The organism is Actinomyces sp. ph3 (genome assembly GCF_000308055.1).
GTDB lineage: Bacteria > Actinomycetota > Actinomycetes > Actinomycetales > Actinomycetaceae > Pauljensenia.
Genome location: NZ_CAGY01000007.1, coordinates 114,593 through 128,703, shown reverse-complemented (window position 1 = coordinate 128,703; position 14,111 = coordinate 114,593). Strand labels below are relative to the sequence as shown.

14 protein-coding genes are annotated in these 14,111 nt (G+C 56.0%); all 14 read left to right on the top strand.

The features are described from left to right. The first annotated feature begins 41 nt into the window (after nt 1–41). Nucleotides 42–1,436: a UDP-N-acetylmuramoyl-tripeptide--D-alanyl-D-alanine ligase gene (locus HGAS_RS07285; protein ID WP_019127154.1), complete on the top strand. Its 1,395-nt coding sequence runs from the start codon at nt 42–44 to the stop codon at nt 1,434–1,436. Beyond that, the gene (mraY, locus tag HGAS_RS07280; protein WP_019127153.1) at nt 1,433–2,518 is read left to right on the top strand and encodes a phospho-N-acetylmuramoyl-pentapeptide-transferase; all 1,086 of its coding nucleotides are present in this window, start codon (nt 1,433–1,435) and stop codon (nt 2,516–2,518) included. Before HGAS_RS07285 ends, mraY begins: the two co-directional genes overlap by 4 nt. Then, nucleotides 2,500–3,954: a UDP-N-acetylmuramoyl-L-alanine--D-glutamate ligase gene (gene murD / locus HGAS_RS07275; protein ID WP_019127152.1), complete on the top strand. Its 1,455-nt coding sequence runs from the start codon at nt 2,500–2,502 to the stop codon at nt 3,952–3,954. The genes mraY and murD overlap by 19 nt, the downstream gene beginning before the upstream one ends. Then, the gene (locus HGAS_RS07270; RefSeq protein ID WP_019127151.1) at nt 3,951–5,234 is read left to right on the top strand and encodes an FtsW/RodA/SpoVE family cell cycle protein; all 1,284 of its coding nucleotides are present in this window, start codon (nt 3,951–3,953) and stop codon (nt 5,232–5,234) included. Before murD ends, HGAS_RS07270 begins: the two co-directional genes overlap by 4 nt. Next, nucleotides 5,231–6,358 carry an undecaprenyldiphospho-muramoylpentapeptide beta-N-acetylglucosaminyltransferase gene (gene murG / locus HGAS_RS07265; protein WP_019127150.1) on the top strand — a complete coding sequence of 376 codons (1,128 nt, stop codon included), beginning with the start codon at nt 5,231–5,233 and terminating at the stop codon, nt 6,356–6,358. The genes HGAS_RS07270 and murG overlap by 4 nt, the downstream gene beginning before the upstream one ends. A gap of 44 nt (nt 6,359–6,402) precedes the next feature. Continuing rightward, nucleotides 6,403–7,761: a UDP-N-acetylmuramate--L-alanine ligase gene (murC, locus tag HGAS_RS07260; protein WP_051007871.1), complete on the top strand. Its 1,359-nt coding sequence runs from the start codon at nt 6,403–6,405 to the stop codon at nt 7,759–7,761. Continuing rightward, on the top strand, nt 7,758–8,861 hold the full coding sequence (locus HGAS_RS07255) for a cell division protein FtsQ/DivIB (RefSeq protein ID WP_019127148.1): 1,104 nt from the start codon (nt 7,758–7,760) through the stop codon (nt 8,859–8,861). Before murC ends, HGAS_RS07255 begins: the two co-directional genes overlap by 4 nt. A 136-nt stretch (nt 8,862–8,997) precedes the next feature. Further along, the gene (gene ftsZ, locus HGAS_RS07250; protein WP_019127147.1) at nt 8,998–10,236 is read left to right on the top strand and encodes a cell division protein FtsZ; all 1,239 of its coding nucleotides are present in this window, start codon (nt 8,998–9,000) and stop codon (nt 10,234–10,236) included. Continuing rightward, nucleotides 10,236–10,982 carry a polyphenol oxidase family protein gene (locus tag HGAS_RS07245; RefSeq protein WP_019127146.1) on the top strand — a complete coding sequence of 249 codons (747 nt, stop codon included), beginning with the start codon at nt 10,236–10,238 and terminating at the stop codon, nt 10,980–10,982. Before ftsZ ends, HGAS_RS07245 begins: the two co-directional genes overlap by 1 nt. A 59-nt stretch (nt 10,983–11,041) precedes the next feature. Then, nucleotides 11,042–11,506, top strand: coding sequence for a cell division protein SepF (locus tag HGAS_RS07240; RefSeq protein WP_009747973.1), 465 nt, complete (start codon nt 11,042–11,044; stop codon nt 11,504–11,506). Nucleotides 11,507–11,508: 2 nt separating this feature from the next. Further along, nucleotides 11,509–11,817 carry a YggT family protein gene (locus HGAS_RS07235; protein ID WP_009747974.1) on the top strand — a complete coding sequence of 103 codons (309 nt, stop codon included), beginning with the start codon at nt 11,509–11,511 and terminating at the stop codon, nt 11,815–11,817. 194 nt (nt 11,818–12,011) lie between these two features. Continuing rightward, nucleotides 12,012–12,629 carry a DivIVA domain-containing protein gene (locus tag HGAS_RS07230; RefSeq protein WP_009747975.1) on the top strand — a complete coding sequence of 206 codons (618 nt, stop codon included), beginning with the start codon at nt 12,012–12,014 and terminating at the stop codon, nt 12,627–12,629. Nucleotides 12,630–12,711: 82 nt separating this feature from the next. Then, nucleotides 12,712–13,176, top strand: a complete 465-nt coding sequence (gene lspA / locus HGAS_RS07225) for a signal peptidase II (RefSeq protein ID WP_019127144.1) — start codon at nt 12,712–12,714, stop codon at nt 13,174–13,176. 2 nt (nt 13,177–13,178) lie between these two features. Then, on the top strand, nt 13,179–14,093 hold the full coding sequence (locus HGAS_RS07220) for an RluA family pseudouridine synthase (RefSeq protein WP_019127143.1): 915 nt from the start codon (nt 13,179–13,181) through the stop codon (nt 14,091–14,093). Nucleotides 14,094–14,111: the final 18 nt, after the last annotated feature.

The window sequence follows — 14,111 nt, the reverse complement described above, 5'->3', positions numbered from 1 at the left end:
AGGCTAGTGTCCAGATCGTTGGGTAGACCCTAAGGAGAAGAATGCATAGGTCCAGTCGCTGGATCGCTCAGGCATTGGGCGCACAGCTCCACGGAAACGACGTCGAGGTCACCGGGACAGTTGAAACGGATTCACGCGAAATTCGTCAAGGCTCTCTTTTTGTGGCTCGGCGTGGGGAAAATAGCGATGGCCACAACTATCTGGACGCAGCTGAGCGTAATGGCGCGGTGGCGGCGATTGTTGAGCACCTGTGTGATTCGCCTTTGACGCAGATCATTGTCGAGGATTCGACCATCGCGCTGGGTGAATTGGCCCGGGCCTACCTTTCAGATTTGCGTTCGCACCAGAAACTCGACGTGATCGCAATGACCGGTTCGGTGGGCAAAACAACGACCAAGGACCTTCTTGCAGCGATTATGGGCGCCGATGCCCCGACTGTTGCTCCTCAGCTGTCGTTTAATAATGAGGTCGGGCTTCCTTTGACGGTTCTGAGGGCTGATGAATTGACGCGCCACCTTGTTTTGGAAATGGGGGCCTCTGGGCCTGGCCATATCGCATATCTGACGCGGATTGCTCCACCTGACGCCGGAATTGAACTGATGGTCGGGCATGCACACCTCGGGGGCTTTGGCTCTGTTGAAGGTGTACGCGATGCCAAGGCCGAGCTGATTCAGGGCCTTGTGCCATCGGGAATCTCGATCTTGAATTTCGATGATCCGCACGTCATGGAGATGGCCGCTCACGCACCCGGGCGAGTGGTCACCTTCTCGGCCTCGGGAAATAGCCAGGCCGATAGTAGCGCCCACGCGATTTCCTTGGATGAACAGGGCAAGGCCTCCTTCGAACTCCACCTCGATGGACGAGTGTTCCCCGTGCACCTGGGACTTGTCGGTATTCACCATGTCGCCAATGCGCTCGCTGCAATTACCGGTGCGTGGACGCTGGGAATTGATCTTGATCAGGCCTGCGCCGCTGTTGAGGGACGCCAGCCAGCCAGCCCACACCGAATGAGCATCCATGAACTTACCCTCAAGGGTAAGAAAGTGACTCTCATCGATGATTCGTACAATGCGAACCTTGATTCTTTCCGCGCGGGATGCAAAGCCGCTGGAGATTTGGCGGCGGGGCGGCAGCTGGTCGTTGTCGCCGGCGGAATGCTTGAACTTGGTGAAGCCTCGCAAAGTACCCATGAACAGGTTGCACGCTTCTTCGATCAAGCGGGTGCTGATTGCGTTCTTGCGCTGGGGGAGGACTCGCAGTACTACTTCTCTGAGCGAGGCGAGGACCACACTCACCGTCACCTGCGGAATGTTGACGAGGTACTTAGTGCATTAGACGGCATACTGGAAGATAATTCTGTTGTGTTCATCAAGGGCTCGAACGGCTCTGGTGCCTGGAAAGTCGCCGATCACCTAGTGGAGGAGGGCACTTTATGATTGGACTCATTATTGCCTTTGCAGTTGGTCTAGTCCTCTCAATTTCGCTCACCCCGCTGTTCATCCGCTACTTGGTGCACAACCATTACGGACAGTTCATTCGTCAAGATGGCCCGACCTCGCATATGACGAAGCGTGGTACCCCGACAATGGGCGGCGTTGTCATCATTTTTGCCACTGTCGTTGCATGGTTTATTGGAACCCTGATTAACGGCGGACTTCCCTCGTGGTCGGGAATCCTTTTGGTATTCCTTTTCGTGGGAATCGGCTTTATTGGACTGCTTGATGACGCACTAAAAATCATGCATCAGCGTTCGCTTGGTCTGCACGCATGGGCAAAGATCGTCGGCCAAGTTGCTATTGCCTCGCTGTTCACGTGGGGTATCTTGACGATTCCGAATGTTCACGGACGCACCCCGGGCATTTTTGATATTTCTCTTGCTCGCCCCCTCGGATTGACCTTTACCCAGTGGGGGATTGTTGCGGCTGTCATCCTCATTGTCTTGTGGGTGAACTTCATCGTTGCCGCCTGGTCCAACGCAGTGAACTTGACCGACGGCCTGGATGGCTTGGCCGCCGGCGCAGGTATTTTTGTTTTCGTCGCCTACACCTTCATTTCGTACTTCCAGCTGCTTCAGTCCTGCTGGGGCGACACGGTCAATGTTGCCGCCTGCTACGAGACCCGAGATCCTCTTTCCATCGCAATTTTCTGCTCCTCTTTGGTTGGTGCCCTAGCAGGTTTCCTGTGGTGGAATGCTTCGCCCGCTCAGATCTTCATGGGCGACACTGGCTCTCAGGCCATTGGTGCGGCAGTTGCCGGTGTTTCAATCCTGACCGACACTGAGTTCCTTGCAATCTTGATTGGCGGGCTCTACGTCATTACGACTCTTTCGGATGTCATCCAGATCGGCGTCTTCAAACTTACGCACAAGCGTGTTTTCAGAATGGCTCCTTTGCACCACCACTTTGAGCTCAAGGGCTGGAAAGAAATCACCATCGTCATTCGCTTCTGGCTCATCGCAGCGCTTTTCGCAGTGATGGGAGCCGGTCTCTTCTACGCGGAATGGGTGTCGCAACTGTGAATTGGCAGGGCCGCTTTGCAATCCTCGGTTGGGGAGTGTCTGGGAAGGCATCAGCACACGCACTTGTAAAACGCGGTGCGCAGCTATGTGCCTTCGACGGGAGAGCCCGCGAGGATGGCCAGTCTGAAAACGACGCGAATGTTGAGTTTGTCAGCGAAGCTGATTCTGATGCGCTCGCTCAGGCGGTCATCGATTGGAAGTCGGATTGCATTGTTGTCTCTCCGGGAATCCCCGCTCATCATCCCATTTTTTCTGCGGCTGAAACTGCTGGTATTGAACTGATCGGCGAGGTCGAACTGGCTTGGCGTCTTCAAGAAGATTCCGAGCACGCTGGCCGTCCTTGGCTATGCGTTACTGGAACCAACGGCAAGACGACGACGGTTGGAATGCTGGGAGCGATGCTGCGAGCAGCAGGTGAGAACGCCGTCGAAGTAGGCAATATTGGCCTTCCCATTTGCGAAGCCGTTGATACCGATGCAACGGTCTTCGCTGTCGAGCTCTCATCCTTCCAGCTGCATACCGTTTCGACTGTTTCTCCGCTGGCTTCTGTGTGTTTGAATGTCGACGCCGATCACCTTGATTGGCACGGCAGTGCACAGGCCTATGCAGCAGATAAGGCGAAGGTTTATCACCTGACTCAAAAAGCGTGTTTCTATCCCGCATCCGATATCACCGTGGAGAACATGGTCGCCGAGGCCGATGTCGTTGATGGAGCCCGGGCAATTGGATTGACCCTGGGGATCCCCTCAATCTCTCAGGTTGGTTGGGTTGAGGACGCGCTCGTTGAGCGTGCCTTTGTCGAGAAACGTCATATGCAGGCCCAATTCTTAGCTGAAGTCGATGACCTTCGCGTTGCCTACCATGACGGTGTTACGGATGCTGCGCGTATGGATGCAACCGCTGCAGCCGGTCTTGCGCGCGCCTTTGGCGTTCCACCAGAAGCAGTTGCGGAAGGTCTTCGAAGCTTTACCCCCGCTCATCACCGACGTGCAGTGATTTCACATGCAGCCGATGTCACCTGGATTGATGACTCTAAGGCGACAAATGCCCATGCGGCCGTGGCTTCGCTGTCTGGAATTACTCCCGGCACTGCGGTTTGGATCGCAGGAGGAGATACGAAGGGCCAAGAGTTTGGCGACTTGGTTGCTCGCGTTGCTCCGCTTTTACGAGGTGTGGTTGTCATTGGCAAGGATCGCAGTGCGATTGTGAACGCGTTGCGCCAGCGCGCGCCTCAAGTTCCATTCGTTGAGGTCGACGGGCATGAGGACTGGATGTTCTCTGTCGTTAACGAGGCCGTGGCTCTGTCCCGCCCGGGCGATACTGTTGTGCTCGCACCCGCGTGTGCATCCTGGGATCAGTTCCGTTCCTATGCGCAACGTGGGGATGTTTTCCGCGATGCGGTTAAACGTCTTGAAGCGAATTGGGCGGCGCAATGAGCTCCCTACTGGAGCGCCTGCATATCCCGCGTTTCGAATTTGCGTCGAAAGAACGTGGAGATCGGGTGTATTCGCCTGTCGCCACCTACTATCTGATCGTTATCCCCGCACTCATTTTGACCGTTTTCGGTTTGGTGATGGGGTTTTCAGCCTCTGCCGTTACAACTATCGCCAGTGGTGGCAGTCCCTACGCGGCATTCTTGCGTCAGCTGCTCATTATTGGCGTCTCTTTCCTGCTTGCGGCGATTTTTATCCAAAGAATTCCCTCGGCAGTGTGGTACCGCCTCGCACCGGCTATTTATCTTGCGGCGCTGTTTTTTCAGGCACTAGTCATGACGCCACTGGCGGCATCACAGGGTGGAAACACTAACTGGGTTTCGCTTCCCGGACTTGGAACATTCCAGCCCTCGGAGTTTCTCAAACTGGCGTTGATCGTTGCCTTGGGACGCTCACTGTCGCGGGAAGGCGCTCGCAGAAATGACTGGCGACAGATGGCAGTCACGGTAGGGCTTCCCATTCTTGGCGCTCTTGTTGACGTTATGCTCGGTAAGGACATGGGCACCGCGATGGTCATGGCTGCAGGAGCATTTGGCGCAATCTGGGTTGCGCGTCTTCCGCGCAAGTGGTTTGCAGTTATTTTTCTTTCTGCGATTCCTATTGCTGTCTTCTTAGTTTTCCAAAATCCCACGCGAATGAAGCGAATTCTTGCAGTTCTTCCATGGAATCGTCCCGCGCGTAACCTTTCGGCCCCCGAACAGATTGACCACGCGCTGTGGGCACTTGGCTCTGGCGGGCTAACGGGTCTTGGTCCCGGCGCGTCGCGAGAAAAATGGAACTATCTCCAGGCCGCGCACACCGACTTCATCTTGGCAATTATTGGTGAAGAATTCGGCCTCTTAGGGACGCTGACCATCGTTGCGTGTATCTGTTTGATGATTTGGGGGATGGTTCGCCTCATCCATTCGACGAACTCCTTCTTCGCAACAATTGTGAGCGGTGGCGTCGCTGCATGGATCGGCATTCAGGCAATTATTAATATTGCGTCTGTGACTGGGCTTGGTCCGGTTATTGGTGTGCCTCTGCCGTTGGTGTCTTATGGCGGTTCGTCCTACCTCTTCACGATTTCGGCCATTGCATTGGTTGCTGCTTGCGCGCGTGAGAATGCAGGTATGACTATGGGACTGAAATTTTCGGCGGGATCCTCGCGCGACCCGCGGCTTTCGCGTCGACGCCGCCGCGCAGGAAAGGCTAGCGCTGGATCTACGGAAGGAACACGATGACAAAGAAAATTGTTCTTGCAGGTGGTGGCACCGCCGGGCACGTGAACCCCTTGCTGTCGACCGCATTGGAACTTCGTTCACGCGGGTATGACGTCGTTGCTCTTGGTACCTCTCAAGGGCTGGAAACAACGCTGGTTCCCGCTGCGGGTGTCGAGTTGGTGACTATTGAGCGCGTTCCGCTGCCACGTAAACCTTCTCTGCAGTTCTTCTCTCTTCCGGGGCGTATGAAGCGTGCGATCGCACAGTGTCGCTCAGCCCTGAGCGGAGCAGATGCGCTCGTTGGTTTTGGCGGATATGTTTCTACTCCCGCATACCTTGCCGCGCGAAAGATGGATTTTCCGATCATCATCCATGAGCAGAACGCCCGTCCTGGACTCGCTAACCGAGTCGGTGCACGCTGGGCATCAGCCTTGGGATTGACTTTCCCCTCGACTCCTTTGAAGGCAAAGCACGGAGTAACTGTGGTGACTGGTCTTCCTCTGCGTCCCGCCATCCAGGCCCTTGCCGCTGCTCGTACCACCGAAGAAGGACGTGAATCTGCGCGACGCTCTGCGGCCTCGAAGTTGGGGGTCGACCCCAATATGCAGACCCTGCTCATCACCGGCGGCTCTTTGGGGGCTCTCAATGTGAACCGTGCGATGGTGAAAGTCGCCGCTGAGCTGCCCGAAGGGGTGCAGGTTGTCCACCTCACCGGCAAGGGGAAGGACCAAGAGGTTCGCGATGCGGTGAAGGCAGCTGGTGTTGCTGATCGTTGGCACATCATTGACTACCTCTCCACAATGGAAGATGCGCTTGCCGTTGCTGATTTGGTTGTGTGTCGCTCGGGTGCGGGTACGGTTGCCGAAATGACCGCACTCGGACTGCCCTGCGTGTATGTTCCACTGCCCATTGGCAATGGCGAGCAGAAGCTGAACGCTGCGGATCACGTTGCGCAGGGTGGGGCACTTCTTGTTGCGGACCACGACCTGACTTCCGACTACGTTCGAGGCACGATCTTCCCCTTGCTGGGAAGCGAAAAACTTTCTGAAATGGCCATCGCCTCTCGCGCGCTTGCGCACCCCGATGGTGCTCAACAACTTGCTGACCTTATTGAATCGACTCTTCAGAAGAAGGACCAGAAGTGAGTACTTCCCATCGCTTCCATCTCATCGGTATCGGCGGCGCTGGAATGTCAGTGGTTGCTGAGCTTCTCAAGGATCGCGGTCTTGAGGTTTCGGGCTCTGACCAGAAGGAATCTCCTATTCTTGATCACCTCCGTGATGCAGGAATTGAGGTTTTTGTTGGTCATGATGCTGCCCATGTTCCTGCTGATGCGGTAGTTGTTGTGTCCACCGCAGTGCGTGAGAGTAACCCGGAGCTGGCCGAGGCCCGTCGACGTGGGCAAAGCGTTATTCACCGTTCCCAGGCTCTGGCTTTGGCTGCAAGCGGTATGCGTTTTGTGGCAGTTGCGGGAGCACACGGGAAGACGACGACTTCAGCAATGCTCTCGATGGCCCTTCGTGATGCCGGTGAAGATCCCTCGATCGCAGTCGGTGCAGTGATTCCTCAGCTGGGTTCGGGTGCCTACTTGGGCAGCGGAGATGTTTTCGTTGCCGAAGCCGATGAATCCGATGGCTCCTTCCTCAACTACACTCCGTGGATCGAGATTGTCACCAACGTCGAACCTGATCACTTGGATCGCTATGGTTCGCGCGAAGCTTTTGAGCAGGTCTTCGTTGATTTTGTTGGCTGCCTGCGCCCGGGTGGAACCTTGGTGTGCTGCGGTGAAGACGGTGGAAGTGCCCGTTTGGCCCGATATGCCCGAACTCAGGGCATCGATACCGTGACCTACGCGCGCTCCGGTCATGAGAGCTCAGACTTGGGCGGAAGCACAGATGTCATCATCGAAGAGGCTCTTACTGATGGCCATACCGCTTCGGCGCTGCTGGCCTGGGGTGATGTGAAGGCCGAAATTCATTTGGCAGTTCCCGGAATTCACAATCTTCTCAATGCCTGTGCGGCGTGGATTGCAGGAGTTCGCTTGGGAACCGACGCGCAGACCATGGCTCACTCTCTGGCCGCATTTGCTGGAACTTCTCGGCGCTTCGAGTTCAAGGGACAGGTTGGAACTCGTCGTCTGTTTGATGACTATGCACACCATCCCACCGAGGTCGCTGCGGCATTGCAGCAGGCTCGTACTGCAGCCGGTGATGGGGAAGTAAGCGTGGTTTTCCAACCGCACCTGTATTCGCGTACTCAGGCTTTCGCCGAGCGCTTTGCCCAGGCACTTTCACATGCGGATCACGTCTACGTCTGCGATATTTACGGCGCGCGTGAGGATCCCATGCCCGGCGTGACTTCTCAGCTCATTACTTCACATCTGTCTCGAGCACACTACGTTCCGGATATGCATGAGGCCGCACGTATGGCTGCCCGCGAGCTCGGCGAGGACGGAATCTTAGTCACTATGGGTGCTGGCTCAATTACTCAGACCGGTAGCGATGTTTTGGATGAATGGGAGCATGGGGAGCAGGGGAGCGGCCAGTGAAGCAGCCCCCGCGCCCCCGTCGTTCCCGATTTTCTTCCGCGCCCGAGGCCTCTTCTACGCCAGAGGTTTCTTCTGAGTCCTCGCAGGGCTTTGCCGCGCCCGAGGAAGCATCCGGGGAAGGTGCCTCTTCCGCTACCGTCACTTCTTTTCCCGAGGCCTCGGTTTCGGATCACCCTGCGCCCTCTTTGGCTCAGGCCTCGTCGGCCGAGGAGAAGAAAGAGGCAGAACGCGCTGCGCGTAGGAAGCGAAATCGCGAATTGCGTCGGGCGAGGCGTGAGGCAAGCGCACAGTCACCCAGTAGTGGAGAACTACTCAACCGCCCACTGGGGCAATCGGATGCGGCTGCGATTTTGGGGTCAAGCGATGAAAGTGCAACGGCTGATTTGAATGAGAGGCGTCGTGAACGCACGCATGCGCATCGACGCCTACTCCTTACTCGAGTCGCCTCCGCCTGTGGCGGAGTCATTGTGGTGTGTGCTTTGGTGTGGGGAGTCTTTTTCTCGCCTCTTTTTGCTCTCGATATGTCGAGGGTGTCGATCGAGGGGCTCGGTGATGATACGACTACTCAAAACGAGGTGCGTGCCGCGATCGAGCCTTTTGCCTCGGTTCCACTTCCACGCCTGAAGACTTCTGCGATCGACGAGCAAATAGCGAAGGTGCGTCTGGTTCGTGAGGTAAATGTCCAGCGTTCCTGGCCGCGCGGATTAAGCGTTCAGGTCCGTCCGCGGCAAGCGATTCTGGCAGTGAAAGACGGTTCTTCTTGGGCTTTGGTCGACGACCAAGGCGTAACGGTTTCTTCTGCCTCGACGGCTCCCGAGGGAATGGCCCCAACGACGCTTCCTGATGGCGATCAGCGTGCACAAGCTGCAGCTGATGTCGCGGCGATTTGGACAGCGATGGGGGATGATCTGCGCTCGAATATCACGATGATCACTCACGATGGCCAAACCATTTCCATGACCTTGACGAATTCTCGAACGCTCAATTGGGGAGTAGCGAAGGACAACGAGCTCAAGGCAAAAGTTGCGGCTGTTTTGATTTCACAGCGTCAGGCACGGAACTATGACGTGTCCTCGCCCGTGCATCCTGTCACTTCTTAAATTGGAGAAGCGACACGCCCACGAATTGTCTTGAAGAATTGGGGTCTTACCCCTACCTTCTTCCCGTCTACACGCAGGTCAAACATCAACCTTCTACTTGAGGTTTAAGGTTGGTGCGCAGAAAGAGGGCAAGGTTATGGTCGCACCGCAGAATCATCTGGCGGTTATCAAAGTCGTCGGAGTTGGTGGCGGCGGTGTTAACGCCGTCAATCGAATGATTGAAGTTGGCTTGAAAGGCGTTGAGTTCATTGCTGTGAACACTGACGCACAAGCTTTGCTGATGTCCGATGCAGAGACGAAGCTGGACATCGGTCGTGACCTTACCCATGGCCTCGGCGCCGGTGCAGACCCCGCAGTGGGGCGACAGGCAGCTGAAGACCACATTGACGAAATTACCGAGGCCCTTGAAGGCGCGGATATGGTCTTCGTGACCGCAGGTGAAGGTGGCGGAACCGGAACCGGTGCTGCCCCCGTTGTCGCGAAGATTGCGCGCACCGCAGGCGCCCTGACCGTCGGTGTTGTCACCCGCCCCTTCTCCTTTGAAGGAAACCGCCGCGCATCCCAGGCTGATGCCGGTGTTGAGAAGCTCCGTGAAGAGGTCGACACCCTGATCGTCATTCCGAACGATCGTCTGCTTCAGATCTCAGATGCCAATATCTCAGTACTCGAAGCTTTCCGTGCCGCCGATCAGGTTCTGCTTTCCGGCGTTCAAGGTATCACCGAACTGATCACCACCCCCGGTCTGATCAACGTGGACTTCAACGATGTGAAGTCCGTAATGAAGGATGCCGGTTCCGCCCTTATGGGTATTGGCTCGGCAACCGGCGAAGATCGTGCTCTTCGTGCAGTCGAGTCCGCTATCTCCTCGCCGCTCCTTGAAGCCTCGATCGATGGCGCACACGGCGTCCTCATGTTCTTCCAGGGCGGTTCCGACCTTGGCTTGCAGGAGATCTACCAGTCCTCGCTCCTGGTTCGCGAGGCCGCGCACCCCGAGGCCAACATCATCTTCGGTTCTGTTATCGATGACTCCCTCGGTGATGAAATTCGCGTGACCGTCATCGCGGCGGGCTTTGACGAGGTCGCATCCCAATCTTCTCCGGCAAATGAGCCCGTCGTGGCTCCTCGACCGGTCCATACTCGTCAGGAAAAGACCGAAGCTCCTGCAGCTCCTCAGCGTCGCATCGGGGAGGTGGCCTCGGCTCACACCGCAGCTCACCGCGCAGATCCCGAATTGCCAACGCGCACCAACCAGATTCCGATTGCCCGCCAGAGCGAAGAAGAGTCGTCGAAGGAAGTTCCTTCCCTCGAAGTGCCTCGTGTCTTCGAAGAGGAGCAGCCTTCGGATGTCTTGGATATTCCTGATTTCTTGCGCTGATGAAGCACACTGACCTGCACGGTGCCCGCGTTTACTTCACTGAAGTCGGCGCGGGCGCCGACCCATATCGGGACAACTTTGGGACGCATGTCGGCGATGACGCGGAGCATGTTCATGAGCGCCGCCGTGAGCTTTCCGCGCTGATTGATCATCCCATTGTTTGGATGAATCAGACGCATTCGGTGAAGGTTGAGGCGCTCACTCCTGCGAATGCCTTTCTTTCAACACAGGAGTATCAAGGGGAAATAGGCCCCCTTGACTGCGATGGTGTCGTGATCGATTCGCGTCAGTGGGAACAACCCCCAGCCTTGGCTGTGATGACGGCAGACTGTATGCCGATCTTGCTGAGTAGCGGAAATGGAGTCATCGGCGCAGTTCACGCCGGACGCGTGGGATTCCTCGGAGGGATTCTTGACCGAACATGTGAGGTCTTTGCTTCTTTTGGTGTGGACACCGCTGATATTCAGATGCTCATTGGACCGTCTATCTGCGGCCAATGCTATGAAGTCCCGGCTTCAATGAAAGAACAGAGTGCTCTTATTGCCCCCGCGATAGCCTCGCGCACATCATGGGGGAGTGATGCTCTAGATCTTCCCGGTGCGGCATTGGCATGGGCCGCGGAGCGAGGGATTGAGGCCTCGTGGATCAATGAATGCACACTGGAAAATCCCTTATATCATTCCTATCGTCGAGACCCAGGTTGTGGGCGTTTCGCATCGGTAATTGCGACATGCCGACAGGCTTAAGCGTGTGAATCGCTCCGGCGCATTACCTTGTGCTCAGGTCCCGTTACATAGAGGAGAGCATGATGTCAGGCTTCGGAGCAAAAGCACGCCAATTCATGGGTTGGTACACCCCGGAAGAGGTCGATGAGAGCACCTTGGACTTCCTTCCCGAAGAAGTTGAGGAGACAGAAGTGGCTCACATTACTCCCGCATCGAATGTCACGCCGATTCACCGCGAAGAGCGCCGCAGCGTTCAGCAGGCGGATCTTTCGCGTATCGTCACTGTGCGTCCATTGAACTACAACGATGCGCCGGCAATCGCCGAGCCCTACCGTGATGGTGTTCCCGTCATCATGAATCTTTCTGAGGTCTCAGATAAGGACGCGCAGCGTTTCATCGACTTCGCTGTTGGCTTGACCTATGGCCTTCAGGGCGTATTCGAACGCGTTACCGATCGTGTTTTCCTCCTTTCTCCTCACAGCGTTGAGGTAACCGGCGACGTGACCGGGTCGAACCGTTCGGCGACTTCGCTCTTCGGACGCTGATCATGATCTCCCAGTGGTTGGGAGGAGCGATTGCTCTTCTTGCGGGTCTGTACATGCTCGTGTTGATCGCGCGCATGATTTTTGATTGGATTCGCTTCTTCTCTCCACTGTGGAGGCCGTCAGGGATCATTCTGCCCATCGCGAATCTGGTCTATGCGTTGACTGATCCCCCTCTTTCTTTCCTGCGCAGGATAATTCCACCGCTGCGTCTTGGAGGGAACGTTGCCATCGATCTGGGATTTATGATCCTGTTTTTGGCGACGATCATTGTTGAAAACCTCGGGGTTTTCGTTCGCAGCTTGGGCTTTTAGCTCTGGCGTTTGGCAGTAACCTCGGTTCTATCGCGGTTGCATGTCACCTGAGTAATAAGTGAAATATGGGGAAATTGGTGTTATTGTGACGCTAGTTCCGCTATTATTCCAGTGTGTAGTTCGGGTCATCCTCATCGGTGATCCGGTGACGCAAGCATGCGAGCGTCACACAACAAGTACCGAGAGGTAAACAAATGGCTCTGCTCACAACCGAAGATGTGTTGGAAAAAACCTTCAACATTGTGAAGTTCCGTGAAGGATATGACCAGGTCGAGGTTGACGACTTCCTCGATGAGGTCGTTTCCACGATCTATACTCTCCAGGCTGAGAACCAGAACCTGCGCGAACAGCTTGAGGCTGCTGAGCGTCGTGTCGCTGAGCTGTCCGGTGGCGAAGCCCCCAGCTACAAGCCTGCAGAAGAGGCCGCTGCTCCCGTCGTTGAAGAGCCCGTTGCCCCCGAGCCTTCCGTCACCGAGACCGCCGTTGCAGCCCCCGCAGTTGCTGTTGCTCCCGAGAGCGCAGAATCTGCAACCTCGATGCTTGCACTGGCGCAGCGCGTCCACGACGAGTACGTTCGCGATGGCCGCGAAGAAGCCGATCGCATCATCTCCGACGCAAACGCGAAGCGCGACGAAATTATTGCTGACGCACAGAACCAGCACCAGAACATTCTTTCTCAGCTGGATCAGGAGCGTGCACTGCTCGAGGGCAAGATCAACGAACTGCGTTCCTTCGAGTCCGAGTACCGTGCAAACCTGCGCGAGCACCTGGAAGGTTTGCTCCAGGAAGTGAACGCCGGAACTCAGAACTGATTTCGGATCAAGATCTCTATGACGGTGGCGCCTTTGCGGCGCCACCGTCATAATTCTTTATGTGAAGAAAAATAATCGCAGCATGCTCGTCTGGGCGTACATCATTGCCTTAATCGCATTGGTAACGGATCAGGCTTCAAAGTTTTGGGCACTGAAGAATCTGAGTGATGGACAGCAACGCCCGCTCCTTGGGTCCTTCCTTCGACTGGAGCTCACTGCGAATCCCGGTGCAGCCTTTTCCTTGGGCTCACATACGACAATCATCTTCACCTGTATCGCCTGCGTTGTTGTTACTGCGATTGTCATGTATCTTCCGCGCGTTGACTCGCGCCTGCTTGCGTTCGGATGTGCTCTGCTCCTTGGCGGTGCGGCTGGTAACTTGATTGATCGTTTTATTCAGGAACCTCGATGGGGAAGTGGCCACGTTGTCGACTTCATCGGATACGGTAACTGGTTCATTGGTAACGTTGCCGATATTTGGATTGTCTGCGCGGTCGTGATCCTGCTGATTGCAAGCTTTACCGGTAACAAACACTCGGTGCGCTGAATATGTCCGATACTCGTTTGATGCCCGTGCCCGATGCCTTGATTGGAGAGCGCGTCGACGCAGCGCTTTCGCGCATTCTCGGTCTGTCGCGTTCACGATGTAGTGAGCTCATCCTTGACCAGAATGTGACAATTAACGGTACTCCAGCCTCTAAATCGGACAGGCTTGGAGAGAACGATCTCTTAGAAATTACGATCCCTGAACCGGAAACTCCTGTAACTCCAGTAGTGGGGATGGATATTCTCTACGACGATGACGATATTGTCGTTGTCAACAAGCCGGTTGGTGTTGCAGCGCACTCGGGTCCAGGATGGACAGGACCTACCGTTGTTGGCAACCTCGCGGCAGCGGGATATCGAATCACTACTCATGGACCAGTTGAACGTCAAGGAATTGTTCATCGACTGGATGTAGGAACCTCGGGCGCAATGATGGTGGCCAAGTCTGAACTCGCGTACTCGGTGATGAAGCGCGCCTTCAAGGAACGGACTGTACGCAAGATCTACCACGCGGTGGTTGCAGGACACCCAGACCCGGCCTCGGGAACGATTGACGCACCGATTGGACGCCACCCCTCGAGGGAATGGCGCATGGCGGTGATTGACGGGGGAAAGCGAGCGGTGACGCACTACGACACCCTCGAGCTCATGCCGGGTGCCGCGCTCTTGGATGTGCATCTGGAAACGGGACGTACTCACCAGATTCGTGTGCATATGGCTGCTATCGGCCATCCCTGTGTCGGTGATGTCTTCTATGGGGCCGACCCCACGAAAGCAGAACAATTGGGCTTGGACCGTCAGTGGCTGCACGCGGTTGAGCTGGGATTTACGCATCCGCGAACTCAACTTCCCGTGACGGTACGGGCCCCTTATCCGGATGACCTCAATCACGCTTTGGAGATTTTGCGTCACGCCTAAGCATTTTCCTTCACGCTT

Bases quoted from the DNA above. Each gene is read 5' to 3' on its own strand.
- HGAS_RS07285 (WP_019127154.1), top strand. From the start codon at position 42: ATGCATAGGTCCAGTCGCTGGATCGCTCAGGCATTGGGCGCACAGCTC.
- mraY (WP_019127153.1), top strand. From the start codon at position 1,433: ATGATTGGACTCATTATTGCCTTTGCAGTTGGTCTAGTCCTCTCAATT.
- murD (WP_019127152.1), top strand. From the start codon at position 2,500: ATGGGTGTCGCAACTGTGAATTGGCAGGGCCGCTTTGCAATCCTCGGT.
- HGAS_RS07270 (WP_019127151.1), top strand. From the start codon at position 3,951: ATGAGCTCCCTACTGGAGCGCCTGCATATCCCGCGTTTCGAATTTGCG.
- murG (WP_019127150.1), top strand. From the start codon at position 5,231: ATGACAAAGAAAATTGTTCTTGCAGGTGGTGGCACCGCCGGGCACGTG.
- murC (WP_051007871.1), top strand. From the start codon at position 6,403: ATGTCAGTGGTTGCTGAGCTTCTCAAGGATCGCGGTCTTGAGGTTTCG.
- ftsZ (WP_019127147.1), top strand. From the start codon at position 8,998: ATGGTCGCACCGCAGAATCATCTGGCGGTTATCAAAGTCGTCGGAGTT.
- HGAS_RS07245 (WP_019127146.1), top strand. From the start codon at position 10,236: ATGAAGCACACTGACCTGCACGGTGCCCGCGTTTACTTCACTGAAGTC.
- HGAS_RS07240 (WP_009747973.1), top strand. From the start codon at position 11,042: ATGATGTCAGGCTTCGGAGCAAAAGCACGCCAATTCATGGGTTGGTAC.
- HGAS_RS07235 (WP_009747974.1), top strand. From the start codon at position 11,509: ATGATCTCCCAGTGGTTGGGAGGAGCGATTGCTCTTCTTGCGGGTCTG.
- HGAS_RS07230 (WP_009747975.1), top strand. From the start codon at position 12,012: ATGGCTCTGCTCACAACCGAAGATGTGTTGGAAAAAACCTTCAACATT.
- lspA (WP_019127144.1), top strand. From the start codon at position 12,712: ATGCTCGTCTGGGCGTACATCATTGCCTTAATCGCATTGGTAACGGAT.
- HGAS_RS07220 (WP_019127143.1), top strand. From the start codon at position 13,179: ATGTCCGATACTCGTTTGATGCCCGTGCCCGATGCCTTGATTGGAGAG.